The sequence below is a fragment of the Paenibacillus herberti genome (assembly GCF_002233675.1).
Taxonomy (GTDB): Bacteria; Bacillota; Bacilli; order Paenibacillales; family Paenibacillaceae; genus Paenibacillus_O; species Paenibacillus_O herberti.
This window is the reverse complement of sequence record NZ_NMUQ01000002.1, coordinates 225,984-241,745: the sequence shown is the minus strand read 5'-3', so window position 1 is coordinate 241,745 and position 15,762 is coordinate 225,984. Positions and strand designations below refer to the sequence as shown.

The following is a 15,762-nucleotide window of genomic DNA, read 5'->3' as shown; positions in this document are numbered from 1 at the left end:
GAACTTCCCTAATGTTGAAGCGAAGCGATAGGAACTTTAATAAAAAGACGGGGCCGTCCCAAGAGTCATCGTTAGATGACTTAGGACGGCCCCGTCTTTTTGTGTTTGTTAGCCGATGACAATTAGCTCGACGCCGATCACATCCCTGCGATGGACAGGGAAGCTTAACAGCGAATGGGGGATTTGCCGACCATTCAGCCGCAGCGTGTACTGCACGCCTTCTCCGATTCGGACGTCGTCGGAGATGTCGTTGCGCACGCCGCCAACGGATTGTAAGCCGCTCGGACTCGCGCGGACAACGCCGGTATACTCCAATGCTTGAGCAATGTTCATGCCGTCATAAAACGGAATCTGGTAGTCCTCGGTGACAAAAGGGAACGATTCCCCGCCGTCAATGCGGACGGTCACCGGCGCCGTAGCACTTGGAGCCGCGGCCGGGCCCGGCGGCGCCGAATTAATCGGCGCCGACTGCGTTGGAGCGACGGCCTGCGCTGGCCCCGGCCTCGGCGGGAACGGCCCCGGGCGAGGCGGCTGGCCTGGAGGCCAAGGTCCCGGCCCTGGAGGCCAAGGTCCAGGCCCTGGAGGCCAAGGTCCAGGCCCCGGGGGCCAAGGTCCAGGCCCTGGAGGCCAAGGTCCAGGCCCCGGAGGCCAAGGTCCAGGCCCTGGAGGCCAAGGTCCAGGCCCCGGAGGCCAAGGTCCAGGCCCTGGAGGCCAAGGTCCAGGCCCCGGGGGCCAAGGTCCAGGCCCTGGAGGCCAAGGTCCAGGCCCCGGAGGCCAAGGCCCCGGCCCTGGAGGCCAAGGCCCGTGTCCTGGGGGCCAAGGTCCAGGCCCTGGAGGCCAAGGCCCCGGCCCTGGAGGCCAAGGCCCCGGCCCTGGAGGCCAAGGCCCGTGTCCTGGGGGCCAAGGTCCAGGCCCTGGAGGCCAAGGTCCAGGCCCCGGAGGCCAAGGTCCGTGTCCTGGGGGCCAAGGCCCCGGCCCTGGAGGCCAAGGTCCGTGTCCTGGGGGCCAAGGTCCGTGTCCTGGAGGCCAAGGCCCCGGCCCTGGAGGCCAAGGCCCGTGTCCTGGACCGGGTTGCCCTCCTCCGCCAGGCCAGAGGAAGGGCGGCATTAGTCCGGCTCCCTGAAGCGGGTTAGGTGGAGTCGGCGGAGTCGGGGGGATCGGTGGCGGCGCAGGCTGGAAGGCGCGGGGGCTTCCGCAGCCGCAATCTCCTCCTGCGTATACGTACCGATAGGCGTTGGGGTCATGGTACAGATAGGATTGAGACATATCGGATCAAATATCTCCCTTCCGTATGACGCACGAATAACTTAGTTTATGCGCCATATGCCTATCCTCTTGACCATTTGCCCAAAAACTTTTGCCCACGATGGGGAAGGACGAGGATTCGGAAGGATGGAAAGAACGCACTGAGCCCGAGAAGCTCATGATTCAGGTGGAGTAGTGACAACTGGTGTGAACAACACAAGCAACACAAGCAACACAAGCAACACAAGCAACACAAGCAACACAAGCAACACAAGCAACACAAGCAACACAAGCAACACAAGCAACACAAGCAACACAAGCAACACAAGCAACGCAAACAAAAAAAAGGCCCCGCAGGCCAGAGGCTTGCGGAACCTTAGGTTCAGGAATTACTTAGCAGCTACTTCGTAGCGTTTGCTAACTTCATCCCAGTTAACAACGTTCCAGAACGCTTTGATGTAGTCTGGACGTTTGTTTTGGTAGTTCAGGTAGTAGGCATGCTCCCATACGTCCAGTCCGAGCAAAGGCGTTTCGCCTTCAAAAATCGGGCTGTCTTGGTTAGGAAGGCTGTACACTTTCAGCTTGCCTTCTTTGTCAGCCGCCAGGAAAGCCCAGCCGCTGCCGAAGCGCGTTGTAGCTGCTTTGGCGAAGTCTTCTTGGAATTTCGCGAAGCCGCCAAGCTCGCTTTCGATAGCTTCAGCCAGCTTGCCTGTAGGAGCGCCGCCAGCGTTCGGGCCGATCGTCGTCCAGAACAGGCTGTGGTTGGCATGGCCGCCACCGTTGTTGCGGACAGCTGTACGGATGGACTCAGGTACGCTGTTCAGGTCGGAGATAAGATCCTCCAGGGATTTGGAAGCCAGTTCAGGAGCGGACTCCAGAGCGGCGTTAAGATTGGTTACGTACGTGTTGTGGTGACGGTCGTGATGGATTTCCATCGTGAGAGCGTCGATATGGGGCTCCAGTGCGTTATTAGCATACGGAAGAGCTGGAAGTTGATGTGCCATAATTCAGGAAAACCTCCTCAATGGTATGTAGCGATTCTACAATATTATCCCTCAAGCTTTTGAATAAATCAACATTTATCTTTCAAAAGTCGGGTTCTTACCTTTAAAAACCCATGTGGAAACGCGGATATAGAGTTGACCCTAGTAACCGACATCTGAGGGAACGGTTTGTTTGCTGGGCGGTTCGCCTGCATAAACAGGAAAATTACATCCAGGCAATCCAAATTCTAGAATGCCACTAAAATTTCTATTTATACCCTTACCCGGACGTTATAAAGTCCAAACAATTGTGTAAGCGTTAGCATTGAAGCGCTTTCAGCAGAATGTAAGCGCAATGTTAAATTTATTTGAGTTTTTTGTACAAAAACGCTGGATTTAGTTAACTTTTGTCGTATAATCGAGAATAGTTTTTACAACGACATTGAATGTAAGGGAGCTAAGCATTCATGCAGGTTCGTTCTTTCCAGCTTGCGGACTATCGTGCCGTAACCTCATTGCTGCAATCTGTATTATCTGAGGATTGTTACGATGAAACGAAGGAAGCTCTCAGCCGCCAGCTGTCTTGGGACAGCGATTTGGTGCTGATTGCACAGGATGGAGATCAAGTTACCGGCATCATCATCGGGACAATTGACAATAACCGCGGATATTACTATCGTGTGGCCGTTCACTCGGATTATCGGGGACGAGGCATCGCTAAAGGTCTTATCTCCGGCTTGCGTAGCCGCTTTGAGCAACGCAACGTATCGAAGATTCTCGTCACTGCGGACAAGCATAATGAACCCGTTCTTACGTTTTACAGCTCCCTTGGCTTCGAGCCGAGCGATTTTTATCATTCGTTCCAGAAGCTCAGCATTGTAGCAGGATAGGACAAGCCTTCCTCGCGTTTCATGCTGCTCTCGTCCTTCAATAAGGCATCTATTCCTGTGAGCATGTCCGACGTCCATTGATTTTGGCGTCCGGATGTGCTTTTCTTATTAAATAAGATGTTTAAGTCAGGGAGTGCGTAAGTGGATACGTATCGGCGCTGTTTCATAAAAAGCTTTAAGCACGACGGCCATCTGCATCGCCAATGGCAGCGGAACTGGCTGATGCCGCAAAGTATGCTTCTTCCGCAGCATGCGGAGGAAAACATGCTGGTACTGATTAACAACCAGACGCCGATTACGGAGGCGGACGGTTCGACATGGGTTAGCCGGGTTCCGGCTGTATCCTTTTTCATTCCGACAAAATGGTTCAATGTAGTGGCAATGATCGAAGATTATGGAATCCGATACTACTGCAATCTTGCTTCTCCTCCTTATCTTGCGGGCAATGTACTCACCTATATCGATTACGATCTTGATGTGATTCGCACGACGGGCGGAGAACTCGCTGTCGTTGACCGGGATGAGTACGAGCGGCACAAACAGGAATATCGTTATCCTCCTGTCGTAGATTCGAAGGTTAATCAGGGGTTACGCGAGGTCACACAGCGTATTCGCAGTGGTAAATCGCCCTTTGAGGATCAAGTCGTACTGGACTATTACGAGGCCTGGACAAGCCGTCCGGACCACGAAGCGGAGGAAGATCAGGCATGACGAACTCCCTAGCGGAGGAGGTTGCGGGAATGGAGATGGAGCAGTCCCCCGGCCAATCCGGCAAGGGTCAGAGCAATTTATGGCGGCCAAATTGGCAGCGAGAGCTTTTTGCATTAATGCGAATGATCGTAATTGCGGTAGCTGTTGTACTTTTACTGAACCGATTCGTGCTAAATTTGTCGGTCGTTGAGGGTAGTTCGATGCGTCCCTCTCTGGAAGATGGCGATTGGCTGCTTATCAGCCGCCTCGCTGGCAGCATGCTGCCGATCCATAGAAACGATGTCATCATCATTCGCGATCCGAATCCGCTAGCAGGGAGTAGCGGCTATTTGGTCAAGCGAGTGATCGGACTTCCCGGCGATGTAGTTGAGCTCAAAAAAGGCCAGCTGCTGCGCAACGGTGACACGGTTGACGAGCCTTATGTAGGTCTGCAGCCGGCGGCGGAGAATTTTCGACCGATCACGGTCGAGCCAGGGCATCTCTTCGTAATGGGCGACAATAGACAGTGGCGGGCAAGCCGCGACAGCCGGGCTTTTGGCACCATTGAGGAAAAGGCCATAACAGGCCGGGCCGAAGTAGTCCTTTGGCCGCTCGACCGAACTGGACGTCTATGAGCGGACGGATTGGGCAAACGTATGGAGGGAGCGATAGGCATGAAAGAGGTCATGGTCTACACGGATGGCGCATGCTCGGGCAATCCAGGCCCCGGAGGCTGGGGAGCGGTGTTATTTTATGGAGACAAGCGCAAGGAAATCTCTGGGGCGGAGCCTCACTCCACCAATAACCGCATGGAGATCCAGGCGGTCATCGAGGCGCTTTCGCTGCTTAAGGTTCCATGCAAGGTTACGGTGCACAGCGACTCGGCCTACGTGGTGAACTGTTTCCAAAACAACTGGATCAAAGGCTGGCTGCGCAACGGCTGGAAAAACAGCAAAGGTCAGCCGGTGGAGAACAAGGAGCTATGGCAGCGGTTATGGGAACTGATGGGCATCCATGAAGTGTCCTATGTCAAGGTCAAGGGACATAGCGACAATGAATGGAATAACCGTTGCGACGAGCTGGCGGTCGGCGCGATCAAGGCGATGAAAGCTTCGGGTAGAGCCTGAGGCTGATCGGAACGAGGATGCGAATAGCTCGCAGTCGTCGGAGCGATGAAGGTTTAGACAGAAGATGAGGCTGCTCGGAGCAGGGATGTTTTCGAGAATTCGAAGGGGGAAGGGAGATGGCAGAGCCGATTCGGGATGCGGCTTTTTGGAGCTGGCTGAAGGCAGAGATGAAGGAAGCCGCTTTTGGACTGGGAATCGACGACATTGGCGTGGCGTCGGCTGAGCCGTTCACGGAGCTCAAAGGGCGACTGATTCAACACCGAGAGCAGGGTTTTGAGTCCGGCTTCGAGGAACGCGATCTAGACAAGAGAACGGACCCGTCGCTGTTGTTCGAGCAACCGCTGTCCATCATTGCAATTTCGGTAGCCTATCCCAGTAAGCTGCCCCACCCTCCACGTTCGGAGCCTGGAGCGCGACGCGGCATTCTGTCCCGCTCTGCTTGGGGCGAGGACTACCATAGCGTGCTGCGCAACCGGCTGCAGCGGCTTGAAGAGTGGCTGCAAGCAAGAGTGCCGGAGCTGCGCGCGGAATCGATGGTAGATACCGGCGAGCTATCCGACCGGGCTGTAGCGGAGCGCGCGGGCATCGGCTGGAGCGGTAAAAACAGCTTTATTATGAATCGGAAGCATGGCACCTTCATTTATTTGGCGGAGATGATTACGAATTTGCCGCTTCAGCCGGATTCACCGCTTTTGGACAATTGCGGCAGCTGCACCAAATGCATCGATTCCTGCCCAACGGGCGCTCTTATCGGTCCAGGTCAGCTGAATGCGCAGCGCTGTATCTCTTTTGTCACTCAGACGAAGGAAATGGTCAGCGAGGAGCTGATGCGCAAAATCGGCAACCGGCTCTACGGTTGTGACACTTGCCAGATCGTTTGCCCGGTGAACAAGGGCATTAACGTGACCCGGCATCCGGAGTTCCAAGCTGACCCCGAGCAAGTGAAGCCGCTCTTGGTCCCGCTGCTGCAGCTATCGAACCGCGAATTCAAGGAGCGGTTCGGGACGAATGCCGCCTCCTGGCGCGGCAAAAAGCCGATTCAGCGCAACGCGGTCATTGCGCTCGGCAATTTCCGCGAAGCCTCGGCTGTACCTGAGCTTGTCCAGGTGCTGCAAGAGGATGCGCGGCCTGTGCTGCGCGGCACGGCAGCTTGGGCTCTCGGCCGCATTGGCGGAGCCGAAGCAGAAGCTGCGCTCGCGCAAGCGGCGGAGCAGGAGAGCGACAGCGAAGCTCGCTCCTGGGCGGAGCGCTCGCTGGCGGCTCTGCGCGCCGAGCGGGCTGCGACGGCAGTGGCGGAGCCTGCCGCTGCGGGCGAGATGTAGGAGCGCGTGAGCACGAGCGAGGCGAAGGCGAAAGCGGGGCCGATAAGTTTGTGAGTTTCTTCAGGGCTACAAGCCATCCACAAGCTGCAAATTGCGCCTTTTCGGTGATAATGCTAAGATGAAGAAGCTCTAATGAACATCGAAAAAGGACAGGTGAACAGCGCGTGGAATGGTACAATATCGTCATCCCGATTGTAACGCTGATCGTCGGCTTGGTCGGCGGATTTTTCATCGGAGTGTTCTATCTCCGTAAGCAGATGGAGAAGATGCAATCCGATCCAGAAATGCTTCAAAAAATGGCCAAGCAGATGGGTTACAACCTCAATAACAAACAAATGCAACGTGCCCAGAGCATGATGAAAAACCAGCAGGGCGGCGGCGGACAACAGAAATTCATTCCCAACCAGCGTGGCGGCAAGCGAAAGTAAGCCAGCCGCCCGCTCGGTCCGCGAGGAAGAGAGGCAGCAATGGCAGGTCTTAAAGATTATTCCAACTCCATGGTTGCACGCAACCGCGAGCAGATTGAATATCATCTCCGAGAAATCCTCAAGCTGGTCGGCGAAGATGTCGACCGCGAGGGATTGTTGGACACGCCTGCGCGCGTGACCCGCATGTACGAGGAGATTTTTGCAGGTTATGAGGTGAATCCGGCTGACGTGCTCGGCGTCACCTTCGACGAGAACCATGAGGAACTCGTCATCGTCAAGGATATCGTCTATTACAGCCAGTGTGAGCATCATATGGCGCCGTTTTTCGGCAAAATCCATATCGGCTACCTGCCAAATGGCCATATCCTGGGACTCAGCAAGATGGCACGCCTCGTCGAGGCTGTCACTCGTAAGCTGCAGGTGCAGGAGAGAATTACGTCCCAGATCGCCGATATTCTTGAAAAAGCTTTGAATCCACAAGGCGTCATGGTCGTCGTAGAGGGTGAGCATTTGTGCATGTGCTCCCGCGGCGTCAAGAAGCCCGGAAGCAAAACGATCACCTCCGGCGTTCGTGGAGAGTTCCGTTCTAGCAGCGCGCTGCGCTCGGAATTCCTAGCGCTTCTCAAGCAATAAGTTAAAGCCTCTTCCGATTACGGAGGAGGCTTTTCGTATTTTTAATGCCAATCAGAAAGTTCTGGCTCTCAGAATGGCTCCCATGCTAGCATTTTTGCTTTTTCGAACCGTTGGTTCACATAGGGCCAGTTCACAACATTCCACCAATCCTTCACATAGTCGGCCCGAACATTCTGATGCTTGAGATAATAGGCATGCTCCCAGACATCGAGAGGCAGCAGCGGAATGGCATCCCACTGGGACAGATCCTGATGTTTCTCAGCCTGAAGGATTTCCAGCCTGCGGCTGCGGGGACTCCATACGAGAATGGCCCATCCGCCGCCTTCCACCTTGTTCGCTGCTTCCGAAAACTGCTTCTTAAAGGCGTCAAAGCTACCGAAATCACGATCAATCGCGTCTCCAAGCGTGCCGACTGGCCGTCCGCCGCCTTGAGGCGACATAACCGTCCAAAACAAGGTATGCAGATAATGACCGGCTCCATTAAAGGCAAGCTCGCGTTCCCAGTGTTTTACCAGATCAAAGTTACCGCTTTTACGCGATTCCTGAAGCTGGATCTCGGCCTTATTCAGGTCATTGACGTAGGTCTGATGATGTTTGTCATGGTGGATGCGCATCGTTTTCTCATCGATGTATGGCTCCAGGGCGTTGTAGGGATAAGGCAGTGGAGGCAGCGTATGCCCACCGATAGGCACCTGTTTCCATTCGCCGACAGTACCGGCCCCTACCGCCGTACCGCTTGCTGGGGTTCCTGTGCGATTCTCCTCCTCCTCAAGCTCTGTATCTGCCGACTCGCGCAAAGCTTCTAGCTGCGCCACTTCGATTTTGGCCAAACAGGCCGTTGATTCGCGCAGCGTATGATGAACGACAGCTCTTGCCGAAACATCTCGCCCCAGCGTAGAGCTTGATCCCAGCAACTGCAGTAGCTGTTGGACGAGAGCGCTGCTTTGCGCCGCCGACGCTTCCAGCAGCTCTGATGAACTCGGCTGCGCCGTCGCGGGCTCTGCCGAAATCGGGCGGGCCTCCGTAGGCTGCTCCCAACCTGGCTGAGCCGCCGCAGGCTGAGCCAAATCCCACTGAGCCGCCGTAGGCTGCACCGAACCCGGCTCTGCCGCTGCAGTCCCCGCCAACCCGGGTTCCGCCGCCGCAATGCCCCGAGTCGCATCAGATTCCGCCGTCTCAGACTCTACCGCGCTCGGCCAAGCGGTCTCGAGCTCCGCTTCCGAGGAGCCTGCGTCTGCCCGGCTAAGCCGGCTCTCCAGCAAAGCCTCGGCCGCAGCCGCAGTACGCTCCAGAAGCGGCTGCCACTCCCGCAAAAGATTAATATACGCCGGCTCCAGTGTTGGAGCCGATTGCAGAATGAGCGAGATATGTTCGGCTTCTTCGAGCTTCCATTCCTTAATTTCCTCGAGCAGTCTTTGCTGTCCGGAAGGTCCTTTCCATCGGCTCATGATTTGTTTCCTCCTTTATTCCCCCGTTTTGACTGTTGCTGCTTGTATAGATGTATTCGTCATGCAGGCATGGTTATGTCGCTACTTCCGAGTGGACGCAAAAAAACCGAATCCATCCCACGGACTCGGTTCGTTAACTTCAATTCAAACTCGGCTCAACTACTACAGCCCTTAAGCTTTCAGCCCATCGCCATTTTCAAGTGATTGATTGACCTGACTGAGAAAAAGCGCAGCCCGCTGGATATATTCCTTCGGATGCTGACGGAACAGCAGCTCATGCTGGCCCCCTGAAACGATCCATTCGCGGGACAGTGGGTTGGTCTGCTTCCCAAAAATCGATTCTGAGGACTGATAAGATGCCTTGGCATCCATCGTTCCATGAATCATATAAATCGGAATGGAGTAGGATGTATTCATGACCTTCTCGGCCGGGATTTTGTTAAAATCGACCCCGGTCCACAGCGGTAGCAACTTCTCGATCAAAGGCAGCGACGGGAAGCGGGGCAGGTCGATGATATTGCGTACATTTTCGAACAACGTATCGGGACTGGCGACAAAGGTGCTATCAAGAATCATCGCGTCGATTCGGTCGGTCTGTAATGCGGCTTGCAGCGCCGTGCCAGCACCCATGCTGAATCCCCACACGACAACCTCCTTGGAGCCTTCGGAGCGGACATAATCGACCGCAGCCAGCAGTTGCTGTGACTCTTCCCAGCCACCGGTGGCGGGGGCGCGGTATTCCTTGGAGGCATATCCGTAATCAAACATTAACACATTATAATTCAGCCGATTGAGCAGGCTGGCTAGATCATACATCGGAACCCAGTTTTCCTCGCGGTTGGCACCATAACCATGGCTCAGCACAATCGTTCGGTCTGATTCACTTTTTGCGGATTGGCCCGCAGCCGCCGGGATATACCAGCCGCTGACAGTCGTGCGACCGCTGAGACTCGGGAAGGTTACATCCTGGTACTTCAGCCCCTTGGCTTCCATTGGATTGGAGAGCACAGGAGCGACATAGGGATAAGCGACCATCCAGGCGATATAACCGTGAAAGGCGACAATCAGCAGAAGCGTAAGGGCGACCGCTGCGGATACTCCGGCTACGAGAGCGTTGCGGCGTGTATCGCGGCGAGGGACGATGGAGATCAGCGCAGGTTCTAGCTGAAGCGGCGTACGCAGAGTGGAACTGCTCATATCGTCTTCCCCTCCCTTGTCATGTAAGCGTTATAGATCCTATGTACTACTACTGTATGTGTCTTTTGGCCGGGCTGTCAATTGATGTCGAGCATTTGTTAAGCTCTTGTAATGTTGCTGTAAAAAAAGCCAATTTCTTTACGGAAAAAGGGAATGCGGTTATACTAGGAGAATCTAAGTTTCATTGAGTGAAACTAGATGGAATGAAAGAAGAGTGGACGGACGTCGCCTCATCCACTATACTGATAATGATTCTCAATATATAAAGCCGTTCAACTGGCATATGATTTTTATATTTCATCACGTCGCTGAAGAGAAAGCAGGTGAACCTATGGATCAATCATCCCGAGTGGCCAAAGCTTCCGAAGATGGCAAATCGAATGTCCGGGCCGTCGAGAGAGCCCTTGATATCTTGTTATGTTTCACAACGGACAGCGATCTGCCCATGACTGAAATCGCCGAGAAGGTCGGTCTGCATAAAAGTACTGTGCATCGCATGCTGGCGACGCTTGAGGACAGAGGTTTTCTTGAGCGTGACCGCAGCTCGGAGCGATATCGGCTTGGCATGCGGATTTGGGAACTGTCTGCGCATAGATCCCGCTCTGGCGATCCTGCTGTCATCTGCCTGCCGGAGATGGAGAAGCTTCGTGACACGCTTGGCGAGACCGTGAGTCTGTACGTTCGCGACGGTAGTGAGCGGATTCGGATTCAGGCCGTTCAGAGTAATCAAGCCATTCGGCGGGTCGCTCCGGTCGGTGTACGTTTGCCGTTGTACGTCGGGGCATCCAGCAAGGTGTTGATCGCTTTTGCTGAACCTTCTTTGGCAGAACAGATGATGTCATCTGAATCGCTTCCTCCGGGCATCGACCCGCAAGGTTTCCGTGACCAGCTGGATGAAATCCGTCGCAACGGATATGCCACGAGCCTAGAGGAGCGCGAGCCTGGAGCTGCTGCTGTATCGGCGCCTGTATTTGACCTCAGCGGTCGTTTGGCTGCTGCGCTGTCCGTATCCGGGCCTGCTGGCCGTTTCACGCCGGATATCATCCGTGAGCAGTCGGCGCTAGTCATTCAGTCTGCAACGCGTATGGGCTCGATGCTGCCGGGATGAGATGGGCGAGATGTCGCTCTGCGACACGCAGCCTCTTCTATATATAAATGGGGAACAATAGTGTTCTGCCACAGCCCCGGCGCTCTCAGAGCGCCGGTTTTTGCATTGGATGCAATAGGGAGGGGAGTGAAGCCTTTTTTAACTCAATGGTGTGGTTTACGCGGTGCTCTGGGGATTTTCTTAAGGGGTAATTAATAATTGACATAAGACGTTAAGCTGGTTAGTATACTATAACATACTAAACCAATAGGAAATAAAGGGGTTGGCTAACATTCCTAACAACAATCTTGTGAATGCCTTCGAGTCCAACTGGGTGAGTCTGCTTATCTCGGTTCTGGTCATCGGTTTGCTCTTTTGGCTGTCTCGTCGTCGGGTAGGCTTCGGCTATCGGGTGCTAATTGCGATGGGAATCGGCCTGGTCGTCGGGGCAAGCCTGAACGCCTTGAAGCTGGATGCGACAAGCATCGGTACAATCGGTTCTATTTATGTAAATTTGATCAAAATGCTCGTCATTCCGCTCGTTGCGGTGCTGGTCGTATCCAGTATTTCGTCGATTTCCAGCTTGGGTCAGCTGCGCAAGATCGGCATTAAGACGATTCTGCTATTTCTCGGCACAACCGGAATCGCAGCTTTAATCGGCCTTATCGTCGCGCTCGTCATCAATCCGGGTTCCGGTATCTCGATGCAAACGACGGAGGGTTTTGAGGAAAGAGAAATTCCGACGTTCTCGGAGGTTATTCTGAATCTCGTTCCTTCCAATCCAATCGGTGACATGGCCGACGGCAAAGTTGTACCTGTACTTATTTTCTCCATCTTTATCGCTGTTGCCATTGTACAACTGGCTTCCCGCAAGCCGGAAGCGGCAGAGCCTGTACGCCAAGTGGTTGAGTCACTGAAACAAGTCATGAACCAAGTTACAAAGTACATCATCCGCCTGACTCCTTATGGCGTTTATGCACTGATCGGCTCTATGGCTGCTCGTTACGGCCTTGAAACTATCAAGCCTTTAATCAGTTTAATTCTGGCTACTTACATTGCGCTGCTGCTGCATTTTATTCTTACCTTCGGCTCGCTGGTCACGTTCTGGGCTAAGCTGAACCCGTTTAAGTTTCTGCGCAAAATGTATCCAACCATTGCCGTGGCGTTTACGACGCGCAGCAGCTACGCGACGCTCCCGGTTAACCTGGAGGTCATAACCAAGCGGCTCCGGGTGTCTCCCCGTATAGCCAGCTTCGTCGCTCCGCTTGGCGCGACCATGAACATGAACGGCTGCGGCGGCGTTTGGCCGGCTGTTGTCGCGATTTTCGTCGCTGAAGTGTATGGCGTACCGCTGGACATCTCGGATTACATCCTGATTGTGTTGGTTAGCACGATTTCCTCGATCGGCGTAGCCGGTGTTCCAGGTCCGGCATCGATTTCAACAACGGTCGTGCTTACGGCTCTCGGCCTGCCGCTCGAAGGACTCGGTCTCGTGCTTGCGATTGATGCAGTAGTTGATATGGGCCGTACCGCAGTCAACGCAACTGGCACGACGGTTTCCTCAGTGCTGGTGGCCGTATCTGAAAAAGAATTCGATCGCGAAAGCTACAACCGCGACGAGGAAGAAGAGCTCGAGTTTAGCAGAGCTTAAACGAAGGTAAGGGGCCGTCCCCAAAGCCCTGTAACCGATATGAAATTGCATTGGCAAGACGGGAGGAGACTGAGCTTAGCTCAGTCTCCTCCCGTCTTTGTTTATCTGCCATTTCTTCAGAACAGCTTTCATAACCTAAGCGCAGGAATTGTCCTGCCGCGCAGGTCCAGGTGTCCGACTTGCTAATATCATGTTTCCAAGCGCGATCATTCTCCTGGTGGTAGGTGCTGTACTTCACGATCCATTGCATCGATCTAAGCACAGCTAACGGAACTGAGAGAGCTTTTTCCCCCCCAAACACAGGCTGCGAATGATCTAACGTGCCCGCCCTCTAATTCTGGAGAGTTCAGGGCGGAATAGGTTTGAATCGAAGTATAGCTTCCTTTTTCTCGCAAATAAGCCCATACGGCCCGTTTGTACGGCAAAGCAAGTAGTCGAAGTTACTTGCTTGGGCCGAAAGTGGCCCCGCCGAGCAAAGCAAGTAGTCGGCGCTGGGGATGTAGAATCTGCAGATCGCGATAGAGTCGGTAAACCTTCTTTTTATTGTAAAGCTTATATTCTCGCGTCTAAGGGTGAACCCGCCGTCCTGTGCTAATATCCCGCGGCTGCGCTTAAACCGCCGTCCTGCGATTTTATTCCGCAGCTGCGGTAAACCCGCCGTCCCAGTCGTTTATTCTCGCGCCAGCGACTCAGCCCCCAAGACGCAGCAAAGCCCCCGAGGCCAAGCGATCGGGGGCTTTGCTGCGTCTTGGATAAACACGACAAGTCTTCTAGGCCGAGTTACATCGAGAGTTGGATATGGATGTCCGAGGATTCGATGAGGTAATTCCTTCTCCAGAAGGCAGTGGCGGGAAATGGCATTGGTTCTCTGGAGGCAGGCTCCAGAGCTTTGCGCAGCATGCGGTCTCTTTGATCGCTAATCCACTCAGCGTCATAATAGAGCACCGACATCGCCTCGTCGCTCGGAACGCCGACAAAGGAGTTGAACCAACTGCCCCAGCTCTCCCAGTCGGAAGGAGCTTCGGAATAAGGCATAGTAACAACAGAACGGTACAGGGAAGAACCTGCATAAATATGAAGCGCGACCAAATAATCGCCGCTGCCCCGTATGGACATGGAGCCCGTACGGCTGATGAACAGGTCAATGCGGCGGATACGCCGATCTGGCATGTGCAACTCCTGATGGGACAGCAGATCTTCGACAACGAGTAGTTCTTCGACATCCAGCCCTTCGCTCGTAACCATCATTTCATCAGTGGACCACTCGGGAGCGAGCAGCTCATTGGTTATGAACTGTATTTCGGCCTCGGGCAGCTTCCTCTCCGATGAATCAAGGATGATCGGGGCGCCAAGTAAAGCTGAAGCAGAGGAGCAAGCAGCCTCCAATTCCGCGCTGTGCGTGGATGGGCTGCGAGCGGAACGGAGCCTGCTGGCATCCAGACCGCCCACCAAACGTTCTTGCAAAGACATGGTCGAACCTCTCCTTTTTTTGCTTACGGGGTTAGCTGACGGATTCGGACCAGAGAGTAGCCCTACCAGATACGACCTGCTGCGGCTTCGGCAGCCGTGTTGCAGATACATCCGGATTCACCCCGGCAGACGACAGTCGCCTGCGTTGGTTCCCCCGCTTCCACATATTGTGGAATTAAGCAGAATAGAAATGTGCTGAACTTTATCATACTTCACTACAGCATGTCTTGTAAAAGACCAAATTTAGCGAAAATTCGATTGAATCCTGTCGCTAACTCGTCCACAGATGCTTTTTCTTCCGTTTATTTGTTTTCTAAATTTTCTGATAATTACCCGGATGGATTTAAATGTAACCCGTTAGATGGATTTATTAATGAAGCTTGTTTCTAACTTCTGAGCGAATATTCGTGCTCCCGCCCCTCATAAGATAAGCAATAGATGGAGAAATACCGTTCAGAGGGGATGGGGAAGGGATGCCACGGATCAAGGTTGGAAAAAGGCCGCCTCAGGCTGCCGGTGAGCAGCGGAATACAGAGCTCGAAGGATGGCGGGGAGCCGTTCAGCAGTATGTACAGGGCTGCAATCAGGCGGAGGTGGAGCTGAAGGATACCGCACTTGCCGGCATTATGACGGATGCCGACCATCGGCTGCGTCTGCTGCACCGCCTGCAGCGGCTGCGTGAACGAGCAGAAGAACGCGGCATCCTGACCTCACAATGCGAGACGAAAGCCGCGCTTGTGAAAATTAACGAATCCGAAACCGAAGTGTCGGTTGTGCTGCAGCTTCATCTAAAGCGTCATATCGAGCATAAAGGACGGCAATATACGGAAGAGCGGATCGAGCGGGAAAGGCTTTGGCTCGGCTGTGAAAGCGGAAGCAGCAACTGGCGGCTGACACGGATAGAGCCGCTTGTCGGCGAACGCCGCCCCAGATACGGTCACGCAGCGGTAGATAGCGCGCTTGCTGAGCACAAGTCCTATGGCAATGGAGGGGGAAGCGGCAATCAGCCGCCTGGTGCGCCGCGTCCCTTTTTGAATCATGGGGTTGTACCGAGAATTAATACGCGCTCCAGAGCATCCAAATACCAGAGAGAGCTGGTCGCGGCGTATGCAGATCAATGGTGGCAGGAGCCCAATCCAGCCTATGAAGAATTTGAAGTTAATTGCACTAATTATGTATCACAGTGTGTCTTTGCAGGGGAAGCGCCTATGAACTATACTGGTAAAAGAGAATCGGGCTGGTGGTACAAGGGTCGTTCGGGAGGCCAGGAACAGTGGAGTTACAGCTGGGCGGTATCGAACGCGCTCCATCTCTATCTGTCCTTTCCACGTTCAACCGGAATGCGCGCAATCACGGTCGACAGCGCAGCTGAGCTGAATCTGGGCGATGTAATTACGTACGATTGGAATGGAGACGGGCGGTTTCAACATACGACAGTTGTGACGGCGTTCGACGGAGACGGCATGCCGCTTGTCAATGCCAACACAGTGCCGAGTCGTCATCGCTACTGGGACTACAGGGATTCCTACGCCTGGACCGACAATACCCGCTACCGATTTTATCATTTTAGCGATATGATGTAGGCATGATC

Annotated in this window: 17 protein-coding genes and 1 riboswitch; of the genes, 11 read left to right on the top strand and 6 right to left on the bottom strand. The window is 54.2% G+C overall.

Features of this window, described 5'->3' with window-relative positions; all coding sequences use genetic code 11:
* Nucleotides 1-108: 108 nt before the first annotated feature.
* Entirely contained in the window at nucleotides 109-408 is a 300-nt protein-coding gene (locus tag CGZ75_RS25300) for a hypothetical protein (RefSeq protein ID WP_089524863.1), read from the bottom strand.
* A 65-nt stretch (nucleotides 409-473) separates the two neighbouring features.
* Here CGZ75_RS25300 and CGZ75_RS25295 point away from each other — a divergent pair, with 65 nt between their 5' ends.
* Complete coding sequence (locus tag CGZ75_RS25295; protein WP_089524862.1) at nucleotides 474-1,133, top strand: tropomyosin; 660 nt, start codon at nucleotides 474-476, stop codon at nucleotides 1,131-1,133.
* Nucleotides 1,134-1,421: 288 nt separating this feature from the next.
* Here the strand turns inward: CGZ75_RS25295 and CGZ75_RS25290 are convergent, their stop codons facing one another.
* Nucleotides 1,422-1,586, bottom strand: coding sequence for a hypothetical protein (locus CGZ75_RS25290; RefSeq protein WP_176444836.1), 165 nt, complete (start codon nucleotides 1,584-1,586; stop codon nucleotides 1,422-1,424).
* A 48-nt stretch (nucleotides 1,587-1,634) separates the two neighbouring features.
* Nucleotides 1,635-2,249: a superoxide dismutase gene (locus tag CGZ75_RS13660; protein WP_089524861.1), complete on the bottom strand. Its 615-nt coding sequence runs from the start codon at nucleotides 2,247-2,249 to the stop codon at nucleotides 1,635-1,637.
* 446 nt (nucleotides 2,250-2,695) lie between these two features.
* On the opposite strand from CGZ75_RS13660, the gene CGZ75_RS13655 reads away from it, so the two are divergent.
* From CGZ75_RS13655 to folE, 7 genes are all read left to right on the top strand, one after another.
* A complete protein-coding gene (locus tag CGZ75_RS13655) occupies nucleotides 2,696-3,118 on the top strand; it encodes a GNAT family N-acetyltransferase (protein ID WP_089524860.1) in 423 nt (140 codons plus the stop codon).
* 141 nt (nucleotides 3,119-3,259) lie between these two features.
* Nucleotides 3,260-3,829 carry a DUF402 domain-containing protein gene (locus CGZ75_RS13650; protein WP_089524859.1) on the top strand — a complete coding sequence of 190 codons (570 nt, stop codon included), beginning with the start codon at nucleotides 3,260-3,262 and terminating at the stop codon, nucleotides 3,827-3,829.
* Entirely contained in the window at nucleotides 3,826-4,443 is a 618-nt protein-coding gene (gene lepB / locus CGZ75_RS13645) for a signal peptidase I (protein ID WP_089524858.1), read from the top strand. Before CGZ75_RS13650 ends, lepB begins: the two co-directional genes overlap by 4 nt.
* 39 nt (nucleotides 4,444-4,482) lie before the next feature.
* A complete protein-coding gene (gene rnhA / locus CGZ75_RS13640; protein ID WP_089524857.1) occupies nucleotides 4,483-4,935 on the top strand; it encodes a ribonuclease HI in 453 nt (150 codons plus the stop codon).
* Between the two features lie 116 nt (nucleotides 4,936-5,051).
* Entirely contained in the window at nucleotides 5,052-6,257 is a 1,206-nt protein-coding gene (gene queG, locus CGZ75_RS13635) for a tRNA epoxyqueuosine(34) reductase QueG (protein ID WP_089524856.1), read from the top strand.
* 164 nt (nucleotides 6,258-6,421) lie between these two features.
* Entirely contained in the window at nucleotides 6,422-6,685 is a 264-nt protein-coding gene (locus tag CGZ75_RS13630; protein WP_089524855.1) for a YneF family protein, read from the top strand.
* A gap of 39 nt (nucleotides 6,686-6,724) precedes the next feature.
* Nucleotides 6,725-7,318: a GTP cyclohydrolase I FolE gene (folE, locus tag CGZ75_RS13625; RefSeq protein ID WP_089524854.1), complete on the top strand. Its 594-nt coding sequence runs from the start codon at nucleotides 6,725-6,727 to the stop codon at nucleotides 7,316-7,318.
* Between the two features lie 68 nt (nucleotides 7,319-7,386).
* Here the strand turns inward: folE and CGZ75_RS13620 are convergent, their stop codons facing one another.
* A complete protein-coding gene (locus CGZ75_RS13620; protein WP_089524853.1) occupies nucleotides 7,387-8,766 on the bottom strand; it encodes a Fe-Mn family superoxide dismutase in 1,380 nt (459 codons plus the stop codon).
* 171 nt (nucleotides 8,767-8,937) lie between these two features.
* Nucleotides 8,938-9,963 (bottom strand): alpha/beta hydrolase, encoded by a 1,026-nt coding sequence (locus tag CGZ75_RS13615; RefSeq protein ID WP_089524852.1) that lies wholly within the window; start codon nucleotides 9,961-9,963, stop codon nucleotides 8,938-8,940.
* 331 nt (nucleotides 9,964-10,294) lie between these two features.
* On the opposite strand from CGZ75_RS13615, the gene CGZ75_RS13610 reads away from it, so the two are divergent.
* Both CGZ75_RS13610 and CGZ75_RS13605 read left to right on the top strand, forming a co-directional pair.
* Nucleotides 10,295-11,071: an IclR family transcriptional regulator gene (locus CGZ75_RS13610; protein WP_089524851.1), complete on the top strand. Its 777-nt coding sequence runs from the start codon at nucleotides 10,295-10,297 to the stop codon at nucleotides 11,069-11,071.
* A 262-nt stretch (nucleotides 11,072-11,333) separates the two neighbouring features.
* The gene (locus CGZ75_RS13605) at nucleotides 11,334-12,701 is read left to right on the top strand and encodes a dicarboxylate/amino acid:cation symporter (protein WP_425436493.1); all 1,368 of its coding nucleotides are present in this window, start codon (nucleotides 11,334-11,336) and stop codon (nucleotides 12,699-12,701) included.
* A gap of 780 nt (nucleotides 12,702-13,481) precedes the next feature.
* Here CGZ75_RS13605 and CGZ75_RS13600 read toward each other — a convergent pair.
* The gene (locus tag CGZ75_RS13600; RefSeq protein ID WP_089524850.1) at nucleotides 13,482-14,171 is read right to left on the bottom strand and encodes a hypothetical protein; all 690 of its coding nucleotides are present in this window, start codon (nucleotides 14,169-14,171) and stop codon (nucleotides 13,482-13,484) included.
* Between the two features lie 5 nt (nucleotides 14,172-14,176).
* Nucleotides 14,177-14,363, bottom strand: a riboswitch (cyclic di-AMP (ydaO/yuaA leader).
* A 281-nt stretch (nucleotides 14,364-14,644) separates the two neighbouring features.
* On the opposite strand from CGZ75_RS13600, the gene CGZ75_RS13595 reads away from it, so the two are divergent.
* The gene (locus tag CGZ75_RS13595; protein ID WP_089524849.1) at nucleotides 14,645-15,754 is read left to right on the top strand and encodes an amidase domain-containing protein; all 1,110 of its coding nucleotides are present in this window, start codon (nucleotides 14,645-14,647) and stop codon (nucleotides 15,752-15,754) included.
* Nucleotides 15,755-15,762 lie beyond the last annotated feature (8 nt).

What these genes read in the sequence shown, in the direction of transcription:
- CGZ75_RS13660 (WP_089524861.1), bottom strand. Translation starts at nt 2,249, where the DNA reads ATGGCACATCAACTTCCAGCTCTTCCGTATGCTAATAACGCACTGGAG.
- CGZ75_RS13655 (WP_089524860.1), top strand. Translation starts at nt 2,696, where the DNA reads ATGCAGGTTCGTTCTTTCCAGCTTGCGGACTATCGTGCCGTAACCTCA.
- lepB (WP_089524858.1), top strand. Translation starts at nt 3,826, where the DNA reads ATGACGAACTCCCTAGCGGAGGAGGTTGCGGGAATGGAGATGGAGCAG.
- rnhA (WP_089524857.1), top strand. Translation starts at nt 4,483, where the DNA reads ATGAAAGAGGTCATGGTCTACACGGATGGCGCATGCTCGGGCAATCCA.
- queG (WP_089524856.1), top strand. Translation starts at nt 5,052, where the DNA reads ATGGCAGAGCCGATTCGGGATGCGGCTTTTTGGAGCTGGCTGAAGGCA.
- folE (WP_089524854.1), top strand. Translation starts at nt 6,725, where the DNA reads ATGGCAGGTCTTAAAGATTATTCCAACTCCATGGTTGCACGCAACCGC.
- CGZ75_RS13620 (WP_089524853.1), bottom strand. Translation starts at nt 8,766, where the DNA reads ATGAGCCGATGGAAAGGACCTTCCGGACAGCAAAGACTGCTCGAGGAA.
- CGZ75_RS13615 (WP_089524852.1), bottom strand. Translation starts at nt 9,963, where the DNA reads ATGAGCAGTTCCACTCTGCGTACGCCGCTTCAGCTAGAACCTGCGCTG.
- CGZ75_RS13610 (WP_089524851.1), top strand. Translation starts at nt 10,295, where the DNA reads ATGGATCAATCATCCCGAGTGGCCAAAGCTTCCGAAGATGGCAAATCG.
- CGZ75_RS13600 (WP_089524850.1), bottom strand. Translation starts at nt 14,171, where the DNA reads ATGTCTTTGCAAGAACGTTTGGTGGGCGGTCTGGATGCCAGCAGGCTC.
- CGZ75_RS13595 (WP_089524849.1), top strand. Translation starts at nt 14,645, where the DNA reads ATGCCACGGATCAAGGTTGGAAAAAGGCCGCCTCAGGCTGCCGGTGAG.